Origin of the sequence: Campylobacter jejuni, from assembly GCF_049221745.1 — a bacterium.
Classification (GTDB): Bacteria; Campylobacterota; Campylobacteria; order Campylobacterales; family Campylobacteraceae; genus Campylobacter_D; species Campylobacter_D jejuni_E.
Map to the genome: position 1 here is coordinate 1 of NZ_JBMJAO010000011.1, position 24,138 is coordinate 24,138.

Here is a 24,138-nt window from a genome sequence, read left to right on the forward strand (position 1 = left end):
AGAGAGAATAAGGGTGTTTTTAGGGGTTGGAAAGTTTAATATCTTTGTATGGAAAGTAAAATAAATTAAATTTTATTCACACATTCTTTAAAGACTTTTCCACGTTCCACAAGAGATAAGAAAACTTATTTATAATCTAAATAATTTTAAAATTTTTTGAGACTTTTAAAGTGTAAAAATGCTAGATTTAAAATTTGTAGATATAAATAAACTTAGTTATGACAATCTTGATAAAATTGTTAATAAAATAGACTTATTTTGGTACAAATTGAATAATTAAATTTTTAAAACTATCTCAAAGTCTATTTTTTAATTTTATTTTTTATTTTAAAATATATTGTATTCTTATAAAAAAGTAACTAATAAAAGTTTAGTTATATAGACTAAATAAAATTAAGTATATTTTTTTATATTTATACTTGACAAAATAACACTCAATGTTGTATAATACTTCTAGCAATTAAAAAATAGAGTGCTAAAAATTTAAGGAAAGAGCTATGAAAAGCCGAGATAAAAAGGATTTGATTTTAGATTCCATCATCCAAACTTATCTTTTAGATAATGTTCCTATTGGTTCAAATGAATTAAATTTAAATCTTTGCATCCCTGCTTCGACTATACGCGTTTATCTTAAAAGACTTAGCGACGAGGGTTTGATCACTCAGCTTCATATAAGTAGTGGTAGAATTCCTACTATTTTGACAATGCAAAATTATTGGCAAAGTTTTTGGAAAAAAGAACAAGACCAAGATATCAATATCAAAAGTGAGAATTTTTTAAAAGAGTTAAGCAAAGAATTTGAAATTTACTGTCTTGTTTATGGCGGTAGAAGTTTAGTGCTTAAAGAAGTACTTGATCTAAATGCTAAGTTTATAGTGCTTGATTTTAAAGAAGAAGAGCTCGTTTTAAAGTATGAAAAAGAAGCATGGAATTTTTTACAAAGTCTTATAGGATTGGATCTTTTTAGTATAGAAAAAATAGCTTTGAGAGTTCATTTTATGGAACTTATAGAAAAAATAGCTAGTTTAAGACAAAATTTGATTTGCTATAGAAGTAATGAAGAAAGAGCTTATCAAATTTATCAAAATGATGAATTTGTTAAGCTCTTAGATTGTGGAGTTCATCGTTATTTTAAAGAAAGTCTTGAATTTGAACCTTTATTTAAAGAAGGTTTCATGGGGCTTAAGGTGGATGCGCAGTTTTTGGGTGAAGATGTAAATATTATCTTAGCAGGTAGTGTTTATACGGATTATAAAAAAATATTACAATACATAAAGGAGGCGGCGTGAGCGAGCAAAAGCAAGAATTTGAAAACGAAAACACAGAAGATTCTGAATATTTGCAAGATGAGAATTTGCAAAATATCGAAGATGTTGAGCAAAACAAATTGCAAAAAGACTATGATGAATTAAAAGACAAATATATGCGTGCAAACGCTGAATTTGAAAATATTAAAAAAAGAATGGAAAAAGAAAAGCTAAGTGCTATGGCTTATGCAAATGAAAGCTTTGCAAAGGATTTACTTGATGTTTTAGATGCTTTAGAAGCAGCTATCAATGTCGAATGCCATGATGAAATTAGCTTAAAAATCAAAGAAGGAGTGCAAAACACTTTAGATTTGTTTCTTAAAAAACTTGAAAAGCATGGAGTGGCTCTTATTAAAGAAGAAAAAGAGTTCGATCCAAATTTACATGAGGCAATGTTTCATGTAGATAGTGAAAATCATCAAAGTGGTGAAGTGGTTACCGTACTTCAAAAAGGCTATAAAATAGCCGATCGCGTAATCCGCCCAACCAAAGTTAGTGTAGCAAAATAAATTTTAATAAAAGGATAAAAAATGAGTAAAGTTATAGGTATAGATTTAGGAACAACCAATTCTTGTGTTGCTGTGTATGAACGTGGTGAGAGTAAAGTAATCCCAAATAAAGAAGGTAAAAACACAACTCCTTCTGTGGTAGCTTTTACAGATAAAGGTGAGGTTTTAGTAGGAGATAGTGCAAAACGCCAAGCAGTAACCAATCCTGAAAAAACTATCTATTCTATTAAAAGAATTATGGGTTTAATGATAAATGAAGACGCGGCTAAAGAAGCTAAAAATAGACTTCCTTATCATATTACTGAAAGAAATGGCGCTTGTGCGATTGAGATCGCAGGTAAAATTTATACTCCACAAGAAATTTCAGCAAAAGTTTTGATGAAGTTAAAAGAAGATGCTGAAGCTTTCTTAGGCGAGAGTGTTGTAGATGCGGTTATCACTGTGCCTGCGTATTTTAACGATGCACAAAGAAAAGCGACAAAAGAAGCAGGAACGATAGCAGGGCTTAATGTATTAAGAATTATCAATGAACCTACTTCAGCAGCTCTAGCTTATGGTCTTGATAAAAAAGATAGTGAAAAAATTGTAGTTTATGACTTAGGTGGGGGAACTTTTGACGTTACTGTGCTTGAAACTGGAGATAATGTGGTAGAAGTTTTAGCAACAGGCGGTAATGCTTTCTTAGGGGGCGATGATTTTGATAATAAACTTATAGATTTTCTAGCTAATGAATTTAAAGATGAAACAGGCATAGATCTTAAAAATGATGTTATGGCTTTGCAACGCTTGAAAGAAGCAGCAGAAAATGCTAAAAAGGAATTAAGTTCAGCTAATGAAACTGAAATTAATTTACCATTTATCACGGCAGATGCAAGTGGGCCAAAACATTTGGTTAAAAAACTCACTAGAGCTAAATTTGAAGGCATGATTGATTCTTTAGTAGCTGAAACTATCACTAAAATCAATGAAGTAGTAAGTGACGCAGGGCTTAAAAAAGATGAGATTAAAGAAATTGTTATGGTAGGGGGCTCTACTCGTGTTCCTTTAGTGCAAGAAGAAGTGAAAAAAGCCTTTAATAAAGATCTTAACAAGTCTGTAAATCCTGATGAAGTTGTGGCAATTGGTGCTGCAATTCAAGGCGCAGTTATAAAAGGTGATGTTAAAGATGTACTTTTACTTGATGTTACTCCACTTTCTTTAGGCATTGAAACTCTAGGCGGTGTGATGACTAAGATTATCGAAAAAGGTACAACTATTCCAACTAAAAAAGAGCAAGTTTTCTCAACAGCCGAAGATAATCAAAGTGCTGTAACTATCAATGTTTTACAAGGGGAAAGAGAATTTAGCCGTGATAATAAATCTTTAGGAAATTTCAATCTTGAGGGAATTCCACCAGCTCCACGCGGTATGCCACAAATCGAAGTTACTTTTGATATTGATGCAAATGGTATTTTAACTGTTAGTGCAAAAGATAAAGCAACAGGTAAGGCTCAAGAGATCAAAATCACAGGTTCAAGCGGACTTAGTGAAGAAGAAATTAACAATATGGTAAAAGATGCTGAACTTCACAAAGAAGAAGATAAAAAACGCAAAGAAGCTGTAGATGCTAGAAATGCAGCTGATAGCTTGGCTCATCAAGTAGAAAAATCTTTAAGTGAGTTGGGTGAAAAAGTTGCCGCTGCTGATAAAGAAAATATCCAAAAAGCTCTTGATGATTTGCGTGAGACTTTGAAAAATCAAAATGCAAGCAAGGAAGAGATTGAAAGCAAAATGAAAGCTTTAAGCGAAGTTTCTCACAAACTAGCTGAAAATATGTATAAAAAAGATGAGCCAAACGCAGCAAATGATAAAAAGAAAAAAGATGACGATGTAATCGACGCTGAAGTTGAGTAATCTTAAAATCTTCATTCAAGCCTTGTTAAAAGGCTTGAACTCAATTCTATTTTATCTTATTTAATTTTTAAAAATTTTTTAGTAGTGATTTTATATAATATATTATTAATAAAAACACAAGGAATACATCATGAGACAAAGCCAATTCCAGCCCATTGTCAACTTTATATGGAGTGTGGCAGATGATTTGCTTCGTGATGTTTATGTAAAGGGCAAATACCGTGACGTTATCTTACCTATGACAATCATAAGAAGAATTGATGCGGTTTTAGAACCTACAAAAGATAAAGTTCTTAGAACCTAATAATACCTATAAAGATGAATTTGAAAATTTAGATTTCTTGCTAGGTGGAAAACAAGGGAATAATCTAGGCTTTTTTAATTATTCTCGATTTAATCTACAAACCCTTTTAAATGATCCAAAAAACATAAGAATAAATTTTGAAAATTATCTTGATTGTTTTAGTGAAAATATCAAAGATATCATTTTAAAATTTAAATTCAAAAATCAACTCGATACCCTAGAAGAGTCAAACATACTTTTTGGTGTTATAGAAAGATTTTGCTCGCCTAAGGTAAATTTCGGTATAAAAGATATTTTAGATGAAAAAGGCAATGTTATCCATAAAGGCTTGAGTAATCTTGGCATGGGGTATGTTTTTGAAGAGCTTATCCGTAAATTTAACGAAGAAAATAACGAAGAAGCCGGAGAACACTTTACTCCAAGAGAGATTATAGAGCTTATGACTCATCTTGTATTTTTACCTGTAAAAGAACAGATCAAAAAAGGAACATGGCTTATTTATGATAATGCTTGCGGAAGCGGTGGAATGCTCACAGAGTCAAAAGAATTCATCACAGATCCTGATGGTCTTATACAATCAAAAGCAAATATTTATCTTTACGGACAAGAAATCAACCCCGAAACCTACGCCATATGCAAAGCAGATATGCTGATAAAAGGCGAAGATCCAGATCATATAAAATTTGGCTCTACTTTAAGCAATGATCAGCAAAATTTGCAATTTGATTTCATGCTTAGCAATCCACCTTATGGCAAGTCTTGGGAAAATGATCAAAAAATTTTAGGCGTAGAAAAGAAAGGTTCAAATTCAACTTGCAATGACCCAAGATTTAGCGTAGGTATTACGAGCAAAAGCGATGGGCAAATGATGTTTTTGCTCAATATGCTTAGCAAGATGAAAACAGATACCCCTTTAGGCTCTCGCATCGCAAGCGTGCATAATGGCTCATCACTTTTTAACTCAGATAGTGGCATGGTAGCCATAAGAAAACATATCATAGAAAAAGACTATCTTGAAGCTATAGTCGCTCTACCTACAAATATGTTTTACAATACAGGAATTCCTACTTTCATATGGATCATCACCAACAAAAAGCCAGAACATAAAAAAGGCAAAGTCCAACTCATAAACGCTACAAGCGAAGAGTATTTTTCTAAGATGAAAAAATCTTTAGGCTCTAAACAAAATCAAATGACTAAAGAACATATAGAAAAAATCACTAAGTTATTTTTAGAAAATATTTCTAACAAAGACTGCAAAATTTTTGACAATGAAGACTTTGGCTATACTAAAATCACTATAGAAAAACCAAAAAGTATAGAAGTTTTAAAAGATGATGAAAAATTTGTAAAATTCAAAGACAAAGACAAAATCTTAGAAAAATTACAAGAGTTAGAGCAAAACCCACAAGATTTTGAAGATAGAAACGAATTCATAAGCTTTTTAGGTGTAAAACTCAAAAAAAGCGAAGAAAACCTCATCATCGATAGCGATAAAACCAACAATACTGAAAAAATCCCACTCAAAACAGACATACAAAGCTACTACGACACAGAAGTAAAACCCTATGTGAAAAATTCTTGGATAGCTTGGGATAGTGCAAGTGTGGGTTATGAAATACTTTTTAACAAATACTTTTATACCTATACTCCACCAAGAAAACTAGAAGAGATAAACAGCGAATTAGAAAAGCTAGAAAAAGAAGTGCAAGATCTTTTAAGAGAGATCATACAATGAAAAATTTCAAAGATAGCAGTATAGAATGGCTTGGCGAAATTCCAGAGCATTGGGAGGTGGTGAAAATAAAGCATATTTTTAGTATTGGAAGAGGTCGTGTAATTTCTCAAGAAGAATTGGATGAAAATGGAAATTTTCCAGTTTATTCTTCTCAAACAACTAACAATGGAATATTAGGATATATAAAAACTTATGATTTTGATTGCGAACAAATAACTTGGACAACTGATGGTGTTAATGCAGGCACAATTTTTCTTAGAAATGGAAAATATAATTGCACAAATGTATGTGGAATATTAAAACCACGAAATAATGAAAATATGTCTTTTTTGACTTATGCTCTTCAAAATGTTGTCCCTTATTATAAGCGTCCTGACACTAATGGAGCAAAAATTATGAATAATGAAATGGCCAATATGCAAATAGTTTATCCACCATTAAAAGAACAAGAGCAAATCGCAAAATTTTTAGATGAAAAATGCGAAAAAATAGATTTATTGATAGAAAAAACCGAAAAACAAATAGAACTCATAAAAGAATACAAAACCACACTCATAAACCAAGCCGTATGCGGTAGGATTGATTTATAAAAGGATAGAAGATGATTACCAAAATTTCTATGAAAAATGTAGCAAGCTATAAAGATGAAACAACACTAGAGACAAATAAGCGTATTAATTTGATTTATGGTTTAAATGGAGCAGGAAAAACGCAAATTTCTAAATTTTTAGCAAATCAAGAAGATGAAAACTTTAAAGATTGTAAAATAGAAGGTTTAAGCAATGAAGAAAATTTAGTTTATAATCAAGATTTTATTGAAAAAAACTTTTATGATACAGACAAACAGCAAGGAATTTTTACACTATCCGAAGAAAATACAAGCATAAAACAAGAAATTGAAAATTTGCAAAAAGAATTAATAAGATTAAAATCTAGTCAAGATGAAAATGAAAAAAATTAAAAGAAAAGCAAGAAGATATAATAAAAATAGAAAATGATTTTAAAGATAATATTTGGAAAATCAAGCAAAATCACAGTGATAATTTTAAAGATTTTTTTGAAAGAAAAATGGGAAGCAAAGATAGTTTTCTTAATTTTATAAATCCAAAAATAGAAGAAGTTTTATCTCTTGATACAATAAATCAAAATACAAATTTAGAAGAATTAAAGAAACAATATAATATTCTTACTGATGCGACACAAGTTAAATTAGAAAATATCAATGGAATTTCAAATATAGAATTTAAAAATATAGAAAATAACTTAATATTTAATGAAATAATAGTAGGTAATCAAGATAGCATCATTGCAGATTTAATCAAAAAGCTAGGAAATGAAGATTGGGTAAAAGATGGTTTTGATAAGTATGTTTTGCAAGATTCTCAAACTTGCCCTTTTTGTCAAAATGATACAATCACTCAAGAATTTAAAAACTATTTAGAGGATTATTTTGATAAAACATATGAAGAAAAAATAAAAGAAATTGAAAAATTAAATGATGAATATCAAAATTTATTTTCAAATATACCAAGTATAGAAACTTTTTATAGAAAAGATATTTTAGATAGTAAAGATTTGGAATTTGAAAAATTATATTCTCAAGTAAAATTAAAACTTGAAGAAAATATTAGAAAAATTCAAGAAAAGATTAAAGAACCTAGCAAAAAAATAGAATTAGAAAAAATTGATGAAGTATTTCAAAATTTTAATGATTATATCAAAGAAATACAACAAAAAATCATAGAATTTAATAGCAAGTTGGATAATTGTAAAAATGAGAAAGAGAAATTAGAAAAACAATTTTGGGAATTTGTGATTTTTGAAAAAAAAGGAGATTATAGAAAAATATAAAAAAGATAAAAAAGAAAAGGAAGATTTAAAAAAAGACTTAGATGAAAAATATGAAATTATCATAAAGGAAATAAAAAATATAGAAAATACTATAAAAGAAAAACAAAAAGAGGTAATTAATATCCAAGAAGCGGTTGATAAGATAAATAACCATTTGAAAGATTTAGGAATTTTAAGTTTTTGCATCAAAACTCAAGATGATGAAAAACAAGATTACATTATCGTAAGAGAAGGAGAAAATAAACCTAGTTTTAAAACCTTAAGCGAAGGTGAAAAAACTTTAATTTCATTTTTGTATTTTTTACAGCTCTGTCAAGGTAAAAAAGAAAAAGATGAAGTAATTTTAGATAAAATTATCGTGATTGATGATCCTATTTCTAGTCTTTCTTTTAATTATATTTATGAGATAGCCCAACTTATAAAACACACTTTTTTTGAAAATGCTTTATATAAACAAATTTTTATTTTTACACATAATTTGTATTTTTATCATGAATTTTTTAAAATTATCAATAAAGAAGATAAAAAGAATAATATTACTTCGTTTAGAATATTTAAAAATCAAAATAATTTTTCTTGTATTAGTAGCTTAAAAAGAGATGAAATTTTAAATGATTATCAAGCTTATTGGCAAATATTAAAAGAGTATAAGCAGGAAAAAACACATAAAGCGATAATACCTAATACAATGAGAAATATTTTAGAAAATTTTATAGCCTTTGTGTATGCAAAAAAATTGATTGATATTGTTAATGAGTATTTTGCAAATGATATACAATATAAAGCTTTCTATAGATATATAAGTAGAGAATCTCATTCTGATAGAGAAAATATATCAGATGTAAAAGACATTGATATAAATATGTTTTTTGAAGCATTTGAGAATTTTTTTAATAAATTAAAACATGAAGAACATTATGAAAAGATGATGGGAAAAAACAATGACTAACTATCAAGAGAAAGATTTAGAAGATTTCATAGAATCATATTTGTTAGAAAACCATGCCTATATCAAAAGAACAAATGAAAATTACGATAAAAATTTATGCATAGATGTAGAGCTTTTTGAGAATTTCTTACAAGCTACGCAAAGTGTAGCATTAGAAGAGCTTAAAAAGCGTTGCAGACAAAACTATAAAAAAGAGCTTTTTAATCGTATTTTCTCACAGATCAAAACCAAAGGCATAGTCAAAGTCTTGCAAAGCTATGTGGAGATCAAAGGCATTAAAATTTACCTAGCCTTTTCAAAACCAAATACTAGTGCAAACGAAGAAAGCGTGAAAAAATACGAGCAAAACACCCTTTCTATTATACGCCAACTTCACTATAGCACACAAAATAAAAACTCCCTTGATATGGTGATCTTTTTAAATGGCTTGCCCCTTATCACCATAGAGCTTAAAAACCATTTCACCGGGCAAAATGTCTTTCACGCTATAAAGCAGTATAAAAAAGATAGAAACCCAAAAGAAGCTATATTTAACTATACGATAGTGCATTTTGCACTAGATAATGATCTTTGTTATATGAGTACAAAATTAGATCAAGATGTGACTACATTTTTACCTTTTAACCTTGGTTTAAATAATGGTAGTGGCAAAATAGCCTTAGCAAATGGAGCAGGCAACCCGCCAAGTGATGGTATAAAAACAGCTTATTTGTGGGAGAAAATCTTTAAAAAAGATACTTTGTTAAATTTATTTTTTAATTTTGTGCAAGTTGTAAAAAAGAAAAATGAAGAAATCATCATATTTCCTAGATATCATCAATTTGATGTAGTAGAAAAGCTACTCGCCCATGCAAAAGAAAACGACACAGGGCAACGCTACTTGATCCAGCATAGTGCAGGAAGCGGCAAGAGCAATTCTATATCTTGGCTTGCACATAATCTCGTAAGTTTGCATAGACTTGAAAAAAATATCTTTGATTCTATCATCGTAGTAACCGATAGAAAAGTGCTTGATAGGCAAATAAGAGAAAATGTAAAATCTTTTTCACAGAAGACAAAAGATCTAGTCGAAGCTATCACTCATGGAAGCAAACAGCTTAAAAATGCTTTAGAAGAAGGTAAGAAAATCATCATCACAACCATACAAAAATTTCCTTTTATTTTAGATGAAATCAAAACTTTAAAAAGCAAAACTTTTGCTATCATCATCGATGAAGCACACTCTAGTCAAAGCGGAAGCAACGCTCAAAAAATGGCAGAAGCCATAAGGGATAAAAGCAGTGATGAAAATCAAAATTTAGATGATGAAATTTTAGAAATCATAAAAAATAAAAAACTCCAAAGCAATGCTTCTTATTTTGCATTTACCGCTACGCCTAAGCCAAAAACCTTAGAAATGTTTGGTATGCCTTGTGATGTTAATGGAGAACAAATGTTTATCCCTTTTCATCTTTACTCGATGAAACAAGCTATAGAAGAAGGTTTTATACTCGATGTATTAAAAGGCTATACAACGTATAAAAGTTACTATAAAATCATATCTTGTACAAATGACAATCCAAAATACGACAAAAAAAGAGCAAACGCAAAACTAAAAGCCTATGTCCAAAACAATATCAAAACAATCGAACAAAAATCACAAATCATGTGTGAGCATTTTTTCCAAAATAGCTTTAAAAAGATAAATGGCAAAGCAAAAGCTATGGTTGTAGCAAGCTCAAGAGAAAATGCTGTGAAGTATTATCTTGTTTTTAGAGAGTATTTAAGAAAAAATTATCCATATTTTAAAGCTATAGTGGCTTTTTTTCAAGTGAAGTAATGAAATTTATAGTGAAAGTGGTTTGAATGGTTTTTCAGAAAATGCTTTAAAAGATGAGTTTAAAAAAGATGAGTATCGTTTTTTAATCGTTGTAGAAAAATACCAAACCGGATTTAATGAACCATTATTACATACTATTATTACATACTATGTATGTGGATAAAACATTAAGCGGAGTAAGTGCAGTGCAAACTCTATCAAGACTAAACCGAACTTGCAAAAACAAAGAAAATACTTTCGTGCTAGACTTTGCAAACACCCATGAAGATATAGCAAAATCTTTTAGTATATTTTATGAACAAACTTACTTAAGCGAAGCCACAGATGATAATAGAATTTTTGATTTAAAAGCAAATCTAAATGAATATGAAATTTATACCCAAGAAGAAATAGATGATTTTACAAATGCCATTTTAAAAAGTGAAAAAGAAAATATCATTCATTCAAAATTAGACACAATATTAACCAAATTTGATCAAAAAAGCGATGATGAAAAATTAGATTTTTATAATAAAGCAAGGACTTATCTTAAAGAGTATTCTTTTTTAGCTCAAATATTACCCTATGAAGATATAGAACTTGAAAAGCTTTATATACTGCTTAAAAAACTTACTAGCAAGATCATCTTGCCTAAATCAGAGGACTTAGCTAAAGGAATTTTAGATAATGTGGATTTTGATAGTTATCGCTTACAACTTGATAAAACACAAGATATCATTTTACAAGGAAATGGAGAGCTAAAGCCTTCTTTTGCAGATGGTTCAAGTAAAAGTGTCGAAGCTGAATTAGAAAGCTTTCAAACATCATCAAAGATTTTAACAATAAATACGCAAATATAGACTTTAACGAAAACGACAAAATAGCTAAAATCTTATATGACATAAAAGATGATATAGCGAAAAATGAAGAAATACGCGAAACTTTTAACAAATCAGGTATGCAAAATTCGCGCATTAGATTTGATGAAATTTTAGAAGACAAAATTCAAGATCTTTTAAATTTAAATTTGGAACTTTTTAAACAATTTACTCAAAATAATGACTTCAAAGACAAAATAGCAAATACAATGTTTAATATGGTTTGTGATGATTTTTAAAGTATAAAGTTGTCAAAAAAGGATAAATGTTTGTGAGTGTAGATTTTTTTAAAACCTTTGATATTTCCAATACACAACGATCAAAAGCTAAAAAAGTGCAGGGCAAAAAATATGAAATTTTTCTTAATGAAAACGAGCAAAGTCTTATAACTCCTAAAGTATCTTTTAGAGAAATTTTGAGGTATTATTATCTTTACCCAAAAAATGCCATTCCTTCTTTTAAATTACCTTTTTTTAAGCCTGATTTGAGTGATTTTAGCACCCCACATATTACTTGGCTTGGGCATTCTTCGCTTTTTGTAAGTTTTAAAGAATATAAAATTTTGATTGATCCTATTTTTAACACTCATGCTTCGCCTATTTCTTTTATCAACAAGGCTTTTAAAAATACTCCTGTTTATAATGCAAATGATTTTAATGAAATTTTTGCTGTGATTATCACGTATTCGCATTTTGATCATTTAGATGCTAAGAGTGTAAAAGCTTTAAAAGATAAGGCTAAATTTTTTATTACTCCTTTAAAAGTGGGAAATTATCTAAAAAGCTATGGGGTGAGTGAGAAAAAAATCATAGAGCTTGATTGGTGGAGTGGAATAGAATTTGATGATTTAAAAATCATTGCAACATCTGCACAACACAGTTCAAGTAGGGGAGATGGTAAAAACAAAACCCTTTGGGCTTCTTTTGTAATGGAATTTTTAAGTGTAGATAAGAGAGTATTTTTTAGCGCAGATGGAGGATATTTTACACATTTTAAAAAAATAGGTGAATATTTTGGAGGTTTTAACCTAGCTTGTCTTGAAAGTGGACAGTTTAATATCGCTTGGCCATATTCGCACTCTTTTCCTGAGCAAATTTTAAAAGAAGCAAAAGATCTTAATGCAAAAGCCGTCATGCCTATACATTGGGGGAGATTTTTAGCAGGAACTCACGCGTGGAATGAAGTGGTAAAATTTCTTTATGAAAATTTAGATTTACCCCTTATCACACCAAAAATGGGTGAAGCTTGTGAAATAGGGGCTAAATTTAAACAGGATTTTTGGTGGAAAGAAGGATAAATTAACACAAGTTTATAATCTATATTTTGGTTTTTGCTATAGTTTTATAAAACTAAGAAAAGGAGATTTTATGAAAATCATTCAATGGAATAGGGCGGAATTTAGCCCAAAAGAAGTGAAAATCAATGTTTTAATTGATAATGAAAAAGGCAAAGAAATTCAAATTTTATTAGCTAAAGATAGTGTGATGAAAGAGCATAAGGCTCCTTTTGCTATACACGTTCAAGTTTTAAGCGGCAAAATTTGGTTTGAAGTGGAAAAGGAAAAATTTGAATTAAATGCTTTAGATATGATAAGCCTAGAGGCAAATGTAGCGCATTCTTTAGGTGGATTAGAAAATTCTATAATAAGATTGAGTTTAAATAAATCAGATAGTGTTCAAAGGGTAAATGCTGTGCTTAAAAAGCCCTAATTTTATTTTGATTTATAAGGTTTTAATTTGCCTAAATAATTCTAGGCTTTAACCTAGAATTATTTATAGTTTTTAATGAAATTTGTTATTCTTTCTAAGCCTTTTTTGATAAGTTCATCGCTCGTAGCGTAAGAAAGTCTGAAGTATCCATCCATTCCAAAACCTATGCCTGGAACAACGGCAACTTTTTCTTGTTCAAGCAATTTTTGGCAAAATTTCATAGAATCTTTTTCTATTTTTTGTATATTTACAAAAAGATAAAAAGCACCTTCTGGTTTATAAACACTGATATTTGGGATTTGTTTAAGCATATCTAAGGCTAAGTTACGGCGTTTTTCAAAGGCTTGACGCATTTTTTCTATATCTTCATCACATTTTCCATTTAAAGCAGGAATGGCTGCATGTTGAGTGATGGAGCAAATATTTGAAGTGCTTTGTCCTTGAAGTCTTTTAACGGCTGAAATTAGGGCTTTATCTTTGCTTGCCATATAGCCAAAACGCCATCCTGGCATAGCTCCACATTTGCTAAGTCCGTTAATAGTTACAGTGCGTTTTAAAGCATCTTCGCTTACGCTTGCAAAAGCTACAAAATCAAAACCATCATAGCGAAGTTTTTCATACATTTCATCGCTTAAAATAGTGATTTGCGTTCCTTCTAAAACTTTAGCAATTTGAGTTAATTCTTCTTTAGAATAAATCGATCCCACAGGATTTGAAGGAGAATTTAGTATCAAAACCTTGGTTTTAGGCGTGATAACTTTTTTTAATTGTTCAGTGGTAATTTTAAAGCCATTTTCTTCTAAGCCTTCTATAAATACAGGTTTTCCACCCGCAAATTTTACCATTTCAGGATAGCTTACCCAGTAAGGACTAGGGATAATCACTTCATCATCTTTTTCTACTAAGCATTCTATACATTCAAAAAGGGAGTGTTTTGCGCCTACATTGGTGATGATTTCATTTGTTTCATAATCAAGATTATTATCCTTTTTTAGCTTGGTTTGAATAGCTTTTAATACTTCAGGAATTCCCGCAACGGCAGTGTATTTTCCACATCCTTTTTCAATAGCATTTATAGCGGCATTTTTGATGATTTGCGATGTGTCAAAATCAGGTTCGCCTGCTGAAAAACTAATGATATCTTCGCCTTTAGCTTTAAGTTCATTAGCAAGTGCAGTGATGGCTAAGGTGATAGATTCTTCTAAAACTTGAGATCTTTTTGTAAGCATTTTTCAATCCTTAATAATTTTTGTTTAATTTTAGCAGAAAATTGCATTTTTACAATAAATTTAATTTAAAAATGAGTTATAAATTTCAGCAAATGTGAAAATTTGTATTAATTTTTTAGAAAAAATTAGTACGCATAATAATACGTATAATTTTATGTATTATAAAAAATTATTATTTTTGTAATTTAAGTTGTTTTTAATATAAGATTTTCAAGTTCTAAAATTTTCTTTTCTAACTTTTCTAGTTTGTCATCGCAATTTGCATCTATAGCTCTAATATTTTTATTTTTACGCTCTTCGATAATATAAGCAGGAATTCCAACGGCAGTTAAATTTGCACCTACATCTTTAACCACTACAGCATTTGAGCCTATTTTGGCATTTTCTCCTATGGTGATATTGCCAAGTACTTTTGCGCCCGAGCCTATGATCACTCTTTTTTTTATGGTTGGATGACGTTTAGTGCCTTTTTCAAGACTTGTTCCACCTAAAGTAACGCCTTGATAAATCAAAACATCATCTTCTATGATCGCTGTTTGGCCTATAACCACTCCATTAGCATGATCTATAAAAATACGTCTTCCAAGTTCTGCTCCAGGGTGCAAATCTACTCCAGTTAGAAATTGTGAAATTCCACTAATCATTCTGGCAATGCGTTTAAAATTTCTTATGTAAAAAAAATGTGCAAAACGGTAATTTACTACAGCCCATACTCCAGGGTAATTAAAAAAAAGTTCTATACAAGAATTAAAAGCTGGATCTTGTGCCTTTGGTTGAGAAAAATCTTCTTTTATAATACCCCAAAAATTCATCTAAACTCCTATACTTTTTAAATAACCATTATCATTTAAGAAGAGATAAAGTTCCCCTAAAATATGTTTTTTTTGTTTGTCATTTACAAGCTTGGAATTGCTTATGCGTTCATTAAGTATATCCATGATAGCGTGTATATCATAGTCTAAATCTTCTAAGGCATCAAGTATGGATTGTGCTTCTATAATCCCCTCAACTTCATAACCTTTTTCATTGATACTTATAATAGCTTCAGTAGGATGAGTGAAAAGATTGTGTTTCATTCCAAGTACTTCTTGATAAGCGCCTACAAGAAAAAAACCTAGAAAATAATTTTCTTTTTCTACATCTACATCGTGTAAAAATAAAGGTTTATCTTTAGAGTATGAAATTTCTCCATCGCTATCGCAGGTTATATCCCAAATACTTGCACTTCGAGTCGGTTCTTCATCTAAGCGATCAAGTGGCATGATAGGGAAATTTTGTTCTAAGCCCCAAAAATCAGGCATGCTTTGAAAGAGTGAAAAATTTACCAAATACCTTTCTTGCACTTCATCTTGTATGGCAAGTAAATCCGCAGGATTTTGCTTATCGCCTAAAAGCAAGATGGCTTTTTTTGTAATCAAATGAGTTAAAATTTCAGCATTGGAGCGATCTTGCAAATCGACATAGCCCAAATCAAAAAGAGTTAAAATACTCTCTAAATGATCTATGCTATCGTGTAAGTATTCTAAAGCATTGGAAGGTTTTATACTTTTATAAAGATCGTAAAGTTCATCGATAAGTTTTGGATTTTGTTTTTTAAGTACGAGTTTGTTTTCTGCATATTCTTGGGAAAAAAGTTCTAATACAGGAGCGATTAAAACGGCGTGATTGGCTGCTACAAAACGCCCACTTTCTATAAAAATATCAGGCTCTAAATCTTTTTTTTGTTCGGCTATGTTTTTTAGGATAAAAACTACATCGTTAGCGTATTCTCTTAGGGTATAATTTCTACTTTTTTCATTTTTAAATTGCGAGTATTCCACAGCCAAACCACCACCAAGATTGATAGCTTTTAGATTTTTAGCTCCCATTTTTCTAAGTTCTGTATAGATATTTCCTGCTTCATTTAGGGCTTTTTTTAAAGGATGAATTTCAGTAATTTGAGAGCCTAGATGAAAGTGAATCATGGTAAATTGTTCTAAAAGTTTGTTTTCTTTAAGTAAATTTACTGCTTCTATGAGTTCAGTGGATGTAAGCCCAAATTTAGAATTAATCCCACCGCTTTTTGCCCAAATTCCAACTCCAGCAGAATGCAAACGCACACGTAAGCCTATATTTGGTTTAGGTTTGAAACGCTCTTTGGCTATGTCTATGATAGCTTCAAGTTCATTAAGTCCTTCTATGGTTAAAGTGATATTATGTCCCATTTCAGCTGCGATAAAGCCTATATTGATAAGTTCTCTATCTTTAAAGCCATTTACGGTAATAGGTGCACCTTCGTTATTATAAGCCATAGTGAGTAAAAGCTCTGCTTTAGAACCTGCTTCAAGTCCGTAGTTATAGTCTTTTCCAAGCTTTACAAGATTCTTTACAAAACCAGGGTATTGATTGACCTTTAAAGGATAAACTGCGTTAAATCCTCCTTTATAGCCAAATTCTTTTCTTGCTTTATTAAAATTTCCGTAAATATTTTCAATTTGTTTTTGGATAAGATGAGGAAATCTTAAAAGTAAAGGCCCCTTATATCCATCATCTCTTAATTCTTTAACTATATCAATAATAGCAGGTTTTTTCTCGTGATTGATACAAACTTTACCATTTTTGATAATGAAATTTTCATTTCCCCAAATATCAATACCATAATCCATCATAAAACCTTTTTTAAGTCTGAAATTTTAATTATTTTTTCTTCTTTTTTTGCTAAATTTTTATAAAACAAACTTTCATTTTGTGCTTCATTTTCTCCCATACAAAGAAAAATTTCAGCATTATTTTTATCCGCGTTTTCAAGATGTTTAGCTAGCTTTCTTGCTTCATAGCTTAAAAGTACTTTATATTCTTTTCTTAAATTTGTAGCGATATGCAAAAGTTTTTGGATATAAATTTCATCCATAGCGCAAAGATAAATTCCTTCTCTTTGGATTTTTTCTTCTTTTTGTTCTAAAATAGCTATAATTCTTTCTATGCCCATGGCAAAACCTACACCAAAACCACTTTTTCCATCAAGGTATTCAATGAGTCTATCATATCTTCCGCCCCCAGCAATAGCAGCTTTTGCGCCAATTTCATCGCTAATGAATTCAAAAGCTGTTTTAGAATAGTAATCAAGCCCTCTAACAAGCTTAGAATCCACTTCAAAATCCACTCCATTTTCTTTTAAAACGCTTTGTAAAATTTTAAAGTCTTTTTGGCAAGATGAGCATAAATTTTGATTTAAAAGCGGAGCATCGTTAAGCAAGCTTTGACAATGTTCATTTTTACAGTCTAAAACACGAATGGGATTTAAGTTTTTTCTACGCAAACAATCCTCGCAAAAACCTTCTTTGCTATCTAAAAAATGTATTAAATTTTCACGATATTTTGGCATACATTCTAAACAACCTAAAGAGTTAATCAGTAGTTTAAATTTAATATCTAAGCGTGAAAAAATTTCTACTAACATTAAAATAATACTGGCATCTTCATAAACACTTGCGTTTCCAAAACTTTCAACGCCAAATTGATGAAATTCTCTTAAGCGTCCCTTTTGGGGTCTTTCATAGCGGAACATAGAGCCATGATAAAACCATCTTTTCACACTAGTGTTTTTATCGAGTTTTTTTTCTATATAGGCACGCACCACCCCAGCAGTTCCTTCAGGACGCATGCAAACATGATTTTCGCCTTTATCGATAAATTCATACATTTCTTTACCTACTATATCAGAACTTTCTCCTACACTTCTTTTAAAAAGGGTGCAAAGTTCTAAATGCGGTGTGTTGATAAAAGTAAAGCCATAGTTTTTAGCTACTTCTTCACAGGTTTTAATCACTTTTTCATAATAATATGCATCTTTATCTAATAAATCTTTCATTCCTTTTAAAGCGTTAATCATTGTAAAAATTCCTTTATTTGTTGGTGTAATTTTTCTTTACTTTCTTTTGCGTCAAGTGTTAAAATTTCTATAGAAATTTTTTCTTTTAAAAAATGAAGCACTTTTTCGAGTTTATCTTGCACGCTTAAAAAATACTCAATGCCACGTTTTTCTATGCTATCTAGTTCTTTTTGACTGAGGCGTTCTTGGATAAGGCTTGCATCTCCTTTTAAAAAGATAATTTTTTGTGGAAAAAAATTTTCTAAAGCAAAACTATTTAAAGCAAAAAGCAAATCGTTTTCAAAATCTTTGGCATAAGCCATGCCTGAAATAAAACTTCTATCGCTAATAATGAGTTTGTTTTGATTGGTTTTTAAGATTTCTTCAAAATGTTGAGCACGATCAGCTAAAAAAAGCAAGAGTTCAGCTCTTTTACTAATAGGATGAGTTTTATTAAGTAAAATTTCTCTTAAGTGCTTTCCAAGTTCTGTTCCACCAGGTTCGAGTGTGAAAATGGCGTCTTTGTAAATTTCTTTTAAAAGTGAAATTTGCGTACTTTTTCCTACGCAGTCAATACCTTCAAAAACTACATACAAGAATCATCCTTTAAAAAAGGTAGAATTTCTTTTGGAACAAGAGAACTTACATCACCCCCATGTGCTACTATAGAACGAACAATAGAGCTTGAAATAAAAGCATGTTTTAGACTTGGCATAAGATAAATGGTTTCTATATCTTCCCAAAGTGCGTGATTTGCATAGCCAATTTGCAATTCGTATTCAAAATCACTCACTGCTCTAAGTCCACGGATTATAGTATTAACTTTTAATTCTTTGGCTAAATCTACAAGTAAATTATCAAAAGTAATAATTTTAACATTTTTTAAATTTTGTATTGCAAGCAGGGCTAGTTCTTTACGTTTTTCTAAATCATAGCAAGGTTTTTTATGTTCACTTTTTGCTATAGCAACGATGACTTCATCAAAAATTTTTAAAGCTCGTTTTATAACATCTAAATGTCCGTTGGTAATAGGATCAAAAGTCCCAGGATATAAACAAGTCATTTTTGCTCCAATTTTTTTTAAAAATATAACAAATTTAAACTAAAAATTTTGCCATTTTTCATATAAATTGTGTTTTATTTCTAAAAGATCTAGCCATTTACCTACGATAAAATTTTCCATTTGCTCTAGATTGTTTGCTTTGGAATAACTTGCGATAATAGGAGGTGCGATGATAACTCCCATTTGGCTAAGTTTTAGCATATGTTCTAAATTTAAAGTAGAAAAAGGCATTTCGCGTACACCTAAGATGAGTTTTTTTCTTTCTTTTAAGGCCACTGCTGCAGCACGCATTAAAAGAGTGTCTGCAAAACCAGCGTGAATTTTTGCTAAACTTGAAATCGAACAAGGAGCAATGATGGTTTTTTCTATTCCAAAAGATCCGCTTGCTACACTTAGACTCAAATTTTTATCATCTAAAAAATGAGTGTATTTAAAATTTTCTTGACAAATTTCTTCTAAATTTGCTTGATTTTCGGCTTTGAAACTAAGTTTTGCACCTTGGGTTAAAATACAATAAAGTTCGCATTGATTTTCTAAATTTTTTAATAATTTTAAGCCTAAATTGACACTGCTTGAACCAGAAATTCCTAATAAAACCTTCATTGTATAATCATCCTATTTTTACCCACTACGATGCCTTGCATAACTTTACCTTCTTTGTTTTTTGCACGAATCCTTTCGCCCATATTTGCACTTTGCAAGGCTACAAGTTCGATTAAAACATCAACATTTGCTTCGCTTAAAACCCCGATTATAGGATCATTTCGGCGTATTAAGGCTGTAGTTTTAAACATATTTGCTCTTAAAATGGTGTTTTTGTTAATATTGCTTTTAGCTATAAGATTATCCACATCATCTAAGGTTAAGGCATTTAAAGGAACTTTATCAAAATCAATCAATACACTTTTATAGTCAAAAGCTCCAAGTTTATCTCCTCTTTTTATAACACGTTCGCTTTTTAAAACTTCTAAATTTGCTTGAATGAAATATCTAAAAAATACATTTTTTTGTATATTTTGCGGAGTCTTAAATTCAGCCCTTAAAAATCCTTGTGCTTGATTAAAACGTCCATTAGCGATTCTTAGAAATTCATATTGTTCAAAATCTTTAGGTAGTGATGTTATTTTTAAATCAATTTGAGAAATGATAATTTTAGGAAAATTATTTCTAAATTCTTTAGCTAGCGCTGTTTTGATTTCTTCTAAACTAGCTGCTTGGATATAATTTATTACAATAAAAAAAGTTAAAAAAATAATTTTCATTTTTATCCTAAGAATTATAAAGCAATAAATAGTATTTTAGCTTTTATAAGTTTAACAAAGCCTTTAGAAGGCTTTGTATAGAGTTAAAAAGTAGGAATAACAGAGCCTTTGTATTTTTCTATGATGAAATTTTTAATTTTATCACTTGTTAAAATTTCTTTAATGACAAGACTTTTTTGACTTGTTTCTTTACCTTTTCTTGTAGCTAAAACAATAGCATATAAACTATCTTTATCTTCCATAAAAATACCATCTTTTGAAGGATTTAAGCCGGCTCCAAGAGCATAGTTTGTAGTAATAACAGCCAAATCAGTATCATTTAGGGCTCTTGGAAGTTGTGCGGCTTTAAGCTCTATAAATTTAAGATTTTTTGGATTTTTACTTATATCAATAGGGGTTTTAAGGGTGCTTTGACTTTTAAATTCTATTAAATTTGCTTTAGCTAGTAAATCAAGGGCTCTGCTTTCATTGGTGGCATCATTAGGTATAGCAACTCTAGCACCTTCTTTAAGATTTTCTAAATTTTTGATTTTTTTACTATAAACTCCTACTGGAGCTATAAGTACAGGCGTTGTTGCAATTAAATTTGAACCTTTTTTTAGGTTGTATTCTTCTAAAAAAAGGTTTGTGTTGATATAAATTTGCATCAAGTTCTTTTTCCTCTAATGCACGATTGGGCAAAATATAGTCTGAAAATTCTACTATTTTAAGTTCATACCCTTTTGTTTTTAAAATCATCTTTCATTAGTTCTAGCACAAGCTACCAAAAGGATTTGGAGTGGCTCCTATAGTAATGTTTTGTGCAAATAGACTAGATAAATTTTAGAATGCAAGTGAGTATAATAATTTTAAATAAATTCATAAAAACTCCTTTGTATTTAAGAAAAAAGCCCCTAGATAAGGGACAAAATTAAAAAGCAGGTAAAACAGATCCGTTGTATTTTTCTATGATAAATTGTTTGATTTTATCACTTTGTAGAGCTTGGATTAAGGCTTTGATTTTTGGATCGTTTTCATGTCCCACTCTTACAACAAGAATGTTTGCATACGGGCTTTCTTTATCTTCGATAAATACGCTATCTTTTGCAGGATTTAGATTTGCAGAGAGAGCGTAATTGGAATTAATTACAGCAAAATCAACATCATCTAAAGCTCTTGGAAGTTGTGCGGGCTTTAATTCTACAAATTTAATTTTTTTAGGATTGTCTATAATATCAAGAGGTGTTTTTAAAGTCTTATCTTTAAATTTTACCAAACCTTTTTTTGCAATAATATCTAAAGCTCTACTTTCATTGGTTGGATCATTTGGAATGGCGATTTTAATCCCTTCTTTAATATCATCTAGACTTTTGTATTTTTTGGAGTAAACAGCCATAGGTTCTATGTGTATGGCAGCTACTTTGATAAGTTTGGTGCCTTTGTTTTTATTAAATTCTTCCAAATAAGGAGTATGTTGGAAAAAATTTGCATCGGCTTCTTGATTATCAACAGCTAGATTAGGCAAAACATAATCCGTAAATTCTTTGATTTCAAGTTTGTAGCCTTGTTTTTCTAAATCAGGTTTTACTTGTTCTAGGATTTCAGCATGGGGGACAGGAGTTGCTGCAACTGTGATGGTTTCTAATGCATTTGCATTAAGACTTAATGTTAAAATACTTGCTATAAATAAAGATTTGATTTTCATTTTTTTCCTTTTTAGTCATTTTGTGCTTGCTTTAATCTTAATAAATTCACTCTGACTATCAGGAAGAAGCATATAAAAACTTATTGATAGTCAGATTAGCGCATCTGATACACCATTCCTATTTCCTTTAATTTTTTGTTTAAATTTTACTTAAAAAAACTTATATTTATCTTAAAAGGAGATATAATATCCTTATTTTTTGAAACCTTTATAAAGCAAACTTCCTAAAAATAAGATAAAAACAATTACTTGCCAAAAGAAATTTTCATCATTGTTTATATTGATAACTATGCTAACTCCAAGTAAAATCAATAGAGTGGCAATGATATATGTAGTTTTACTATTTTTAGCCCAAGTATAAAATAAATTACCTAGAATTTGAACTAACTGAACTAATATAAGTAAAATAACTACAGTTTGAATCATAACTTCTTTGTTAAATCTTTCATAACCATAGCGAATAGCTACATCTCCTAATCCACCACCACCGACAGTTCCAGCAAGAGCAGAAAAACCAATGGTAAAGATCAAAGTTAGGGTAATTCCGCTAATTATAGCAGGAAGGGCTTCGCTAAAGATAACCTTGAAGATAATTTGAATATTGCTAGCACCATAACTTTTTGCTGCTTCTATGATTCCTTTGTCTATTTCTTTAAAAGCACTTTCAAGCATCTTCGCTAAATAAGGAGCTATTCCGATAGCTAAAGGAACTATGGTAGCATTTGTGCCTATGCTTGTGCCTACTATGATTTTAGAAAGTGGTAAAAGAACAACTATAAGAATTAAAAATGGAAAGGCGCGCAGTATATTTGTAAAAAAATCTAAAATACCATAAGCGATTTTATTTTCTTTAATTCCGTTTTTATCCCAAATAGCAAGTAAAATTCCAGGAATGATAGCCAATAAAAATCCAAATAGTACAGCCATTAAACTCATATAAATTGTTTCATTAAGCGCAGGTTTTAAAATGTTTTCATAATTTTCACTGAAACTTGTGATAGAACTTAAACTCACTTCTTTAATATCCTGCCAAGAAAATTCATTAAAAAATTGAGAAATTCTACCAAAAAAAGCACTGATGATAGAGATGTTTTCTTCGTTCATGATGCCACCTCCCATAATACTCCACTTTTTTCTATGTAATTAAGAACCTTGTCTTTATCCTTTTCATTTATATTTATAACTAAATTTCCCAAGGCTTTTCCATTCAGTTTTTCTATTTTACCCCAAACTATGTTAAAGTCTATATTTAGAGTTCTTGCCATATGAGTGATGACGCTATTTTGGGCAACTTCTTTTGGAAAGTAAAGTTTGATATTAAGTCCGTGTTTAGGCAAGAAATCGCTTTCTCCTAAAAATTCTTTCATTTTAGCATTAGGCCTTAAAAAAAGCTCATCAATTGCTCCGCTTCCTATGATTTGTCCATGTTCAAGTAATAAAGCTTTTTGAGCTATGTCTTTCACCACATCCATTTCGTGAGTTACTAAAACAACAGTAATCCCAAATTCAGCATTGATTTTAGATATAAGCTCTAAAATATTTTTTGTAGTGTTTGGATCAAGAGCCGAAGTAGCTTCATCGCTAAGTAAAATTTTTGGGTTTAAAGCTAAGGCTCTAGCAATAGCAACGCGTTGTTTTTGCCCCCCGCTCAGTTCTCTTGGATAGGATTTATTTTTATGATCAAGTCCTACGATTTCAAGTAAAGAATTGACTTTTTGGGCAATTTCTTTTTCGCTCATGTATTCTTTATTAAAAAGCTTGGCATGAAATTTACACTGAGTATAGTGTGTTCTTAAAGGCATAGCAACATTTTCAAATACATTTTTGCGCTCCATTAGGGCAAAATTTTGAAAAATCATCCCTATATCTTTTCTAAGCACTCTTAAATCTTTTGATTTTTTTTGACTTAAATCTTTAATTTCTTGTTCAAAGACTTTTAAGCTTCCTTCTTGATAATTCTCAAGTCCATTAATACATCTTAAAAGAGTGGATTTTCCAGCTCCACTATGACCTACTATGGCGTAAATTTCACCCTTTTTAATCTCCAAAGAAATATCGTTTATCACGAGTTCCTTGCCATAATATTTTTTTAAATTTTTTATTTTTATCAAATT

The 24,138-nt window shown here is 30.2% G+C and carries 18 protein-coding genes and 4 pseudogenes; 10 read left to right on the plus strand and 12 right to left on the minus strand.

The features are described 5' to 3' along the window. Nucleotides 1–497: 497 nt before the first annotated feature. From hrcA to ACOTU8_RS07680, 10 genes and pseudogenes are all read left to right on the plus strand, one after another. Nucleotides 498–1,289, plus strand: a complete 792-nt coding sequence (hrcA, locus tag ACOTU8_RS07635) for an HrcA family transcriptional regulator (RefSeq protein ID WP_422342400.1) — start codon at nucleotides 498–500, stop codon at nucleotides 1,287–1,289. After that, the gene (gene grpE, locus ACOTU8_RS07640) at nucleotides 1,286–1,816 is read left to right on the plus strand and encodes a nucleotide exchange factor GrpE (protein WP_422342401.1); all 531 of its coding nucleotides are present in this window, start codon (nucleotides 1,286–1,288) and stop codon (nucleotides 1,814–1,816) included. The genes hrcA and grpE overlap by 4 nt, the downstream gene beginning before the upstream one ends. 21 nt (nucleotides 1,817–1,837) lie before the next feature. Further along, on the plus strand, nucleotides 1,838–3,709 hold the full coding sequence (dnaK, locus tag ACOTU8_RS07645; protein ID WP_052797744.1) for a molecular chaperone DnaK: 1,872 nt from the start codon (nucleotides 1,838–1,840) through the stop codon (nucleotides 3,707–3,709). Nucleotides 3,710–3,839: 130 nt separating this feature from the next. Beyond that, a pseudogene (locus ACOTU8_RS07650) lies at nucleotides 3,840–5,751 on the plus strand (type I restriction-modification system subunit M). Then, the gene (locus ACOTU8_RS07655) at nucleotides 5,748–6,341 is read left to right on the plus strand and encodes a restriction endonuclease subunit S (protein ID WP_422342402.1); all 594 of its coding nucleotides are present in this window, start codon (nucleotides 5,748–5,750) and stop codon (nucleotides 6,339–6,341) included. The pseudogene ACOTU8_RS07650 and the gene ACOTU8_RS07655 overlap by 4 nt, the downstream one beginning before the upstream one ends. A gap of 29 nt (nucleotides 6,342–6,370) precedes the next feature. Then, nucleotides 6,371–7,602, plus strand: a pseudogene (locus ACOTU8_RS07660) (AAA family ATPase). After that, the gene (locus ACOTU8_RS07665; protein WP_422342403.1) at nucleotides 7,571–8,551 is read left to right on the plus strand and encodes an AAA family ATPase; all 981 of its coding nucleotides are present in this window, start codon (nucleotides 7,571–7,573) and stop codon (nucleotides 8,549–8,551) included. Before ACOTU8_RS07660 ends, ACOTU8_RS07665 begins: the two are co-directional and overlap by 32 nt. Further along, a pseudogene (locus ACOTU8_RS07670) lies at nucleotides 8,544–11,466 on the plus strand (type I restriction endonuclease subunit R). Before ACOTU8_RS07665 ends, ACOTU8_RS07670 begins: the two are co-directional and overlap by 8 nt. A 26-nt stretch (nucleotides 11,467–11,492) precedes the next feature. Beyond that, nucleotides 11,493–12,524: an MBL fold metallo-hydrolase gene (locus ACOTU8_RS07675; protein WP_422342404.1), complete on the plus strand. Its 1,032-nt coding sequence runs from the start codon at nucleotides 11,493–11,495 to the stop codon at nucleotides 12,522–12,524. 70 nt (nucleotides 12,525–12,594) lie between these two features. Beyond that, nucleotides 12,595–12,936: a cupin domain-containing protein gene (locus tag ACOTU8_RS07680; protein WP_002871440.1), complete on the plus strand. Its 342-nt coding sequence runs from the start codon at nucleotides 12,595–12,597 to the stop codon at nucleotides 12,934–12,936. Nucleotides 12,937–12,995: 59 nt separating this feature from the next. Here the strand turns inward: ACOTU8_RS07680 and aspB are convergent, their stop codons facing one another. The 12 genes and pseudogenes from aspB to ACOTU8_RS07740 all read right to left on the minus strand — a co-directional run bounded on the left by aspB (nucleotide 12,996) and on the right by ACOTU8_RS07740 (nucleotide 24,135). Beyond that, nucleotides 12,996–14,165 carry a pyridoxal phosphate-dependent aminotransferase gene (gene aspB, locus ACOTU8_RS07685; RefSeq protein WP_422342405.1) on the minus strand — a complete coding sequence of 390 codons (1,170 nt, stop codon included), beginning with the start codon at nucleotides 14,163–14,165 and terminating at the stop codon, nucleotides 12,996–12,998. A 185-nt stretch (nucleotides 14,166–14,350) separates the two neighbouring features. Then, entirely contained in the window at nucleotides 14,351–14,977 is a 627-nt protein-coding gene (gene cysE, locus ACOTU8_RS07690) for a serine O-acetyltransferase (protein WP_422342406.1), read from the minus strand. Further along, on the minus strand, nucleotides 14,978–16,813 hold the full coding sequence (speA, locus tag ACOTU8_RS07695) for a biosynthetic arginine decarboxylase (RefSeq protein ID WP_422342407.1): 1,836 nt from the start codon (nucleotides 16,811–16,813) through the stop codon (nucleotides 14,978–14,980). It lies immediately after the preceding gene. Beyond that, nucleotides 16,810–18,036, minus strand: coding sequence for a histidine--tRNA ligase (gene hisS / locus ACOTU8_RS07700; protein ID WP_422342408.1), 1,227 nt, complete (start codon nucleotides 18,034–18,036; stop codon nucleotides 16,810–16,812). The genes speA and hisS overlap by 4 nt, the downstream gene beginning before the upstream one ends. Continuing rightward, on the minus strand, nucleotides 18,033–18,611 hold the full coding sequence (gene tmk / locus ACOTU8_RS07705; RefSeq protein ID WP_038401228.1) for a dTMP kinase: 579 nt from the start codon (nucleotides 18,609–18,611) through the stop codon (nucleotides 18,033–18,035). Before tmk ends, hisS begins: the two co-directional genes overlap by 4 nt. Beyond that, nucleotides 18,602–19,078, minus strand: a complete 477-nt coding sequence (coaD, locus tag ACOTU8_RS07710; RefSeq protein ID WP_422342409.1) for a pantetheine-phosphate adenylyltransferase — start codon at nucleotides 19,076–19,078, stop codon at nucleotides 18,602–18,604. Before coaD ends, tmk begins: the two co-directional genes overlap by 10 nt. Before the next feature lie 39 nt (nucleotides 19,079–19,117). After that, the gene (locus ACOTU8_RS07715) at nucleotides 19,118–19,681 is read right to left on the minus strand and encodes a UbiX family flavin prenyltransferase (protein WP_052834597.1); all 564 of its coding nucleotides are present in this window, start codon (nucleotides 19,679–19,681) and stop codon (nucleotides 19,118–19,120) included. Continuing rightward, nucleotides 19,678–20,340, minus strand: coding sequence for a flagellar basal body P-ring formation chaperone FlgA (flgA, locus tag ACOTU8_RS07720; RefSeq protein WP_422342410.1), 663 nt, complete (start codon nucleotides 20,338–20,340; stop codon nucleotides 19,678–19,680). Before flgA ends, ACOTU8_RS07715 begins: the two co-directional genes overlap by 4 nt. 83 nt (nucleotides 20,341–20,423) lie before the next feature. Continuing rightward, nucleotides 20,424–21,202, minus strand: a pseudogene (locus ACOTU8_RS07725) (MetQ/NlpA family ABC transporter substrate-binding protein). A 48-nt stretch (nucleotides 21,203–21,250) separates the two neighbouring features. After that, complete coding sequence (locus tag ACOTU8_RS07730) at nucleotides 21,251–22,024, minus strand: MetQ/NlpA family ABC transporter substrate-binding protein (protein WP_422342411.1); 774 nt, start codon at nucleotides 22,022–22,024, stop codon at nucleotides 21,251–21,253. Between the two features lie 192 nt (nucleotides 22,025–22,216). Next, the gene (locus tag ACOTU8_RS07735; RefSeq protein ID WP_422342412.1) at nucleotides 22,217–23,128 is read right to left on the minus strand and encodes a methionine ABC transporter permease; all 912 of its coding nucleotides are present in this window, start codon (nucleotides 23,126–23,128) and stop codon (nucleotides 22,217–22,219) included. Further along, nucleotides 23,125–24,135 carry a methionine ABC transporter ATP-binding protein gene (locus ACOTU8_RS07740; protein ID WP_422342413.1) on the minus strand — a complete coding sequence of 337 codons (1,011 nt, stop codon included), beginning with the start codon at nucleotides 24,133–24,135 and terminating at the stop codon, nucleotides 23,125–23,127. Before ACOTU8_RS07740 ends, ACOTU8_RS07735 begins: the two co-directional genes overlap by 4 nt. Nucleotides 24,136–24,138: the final 3 nt, after the last annotated feature.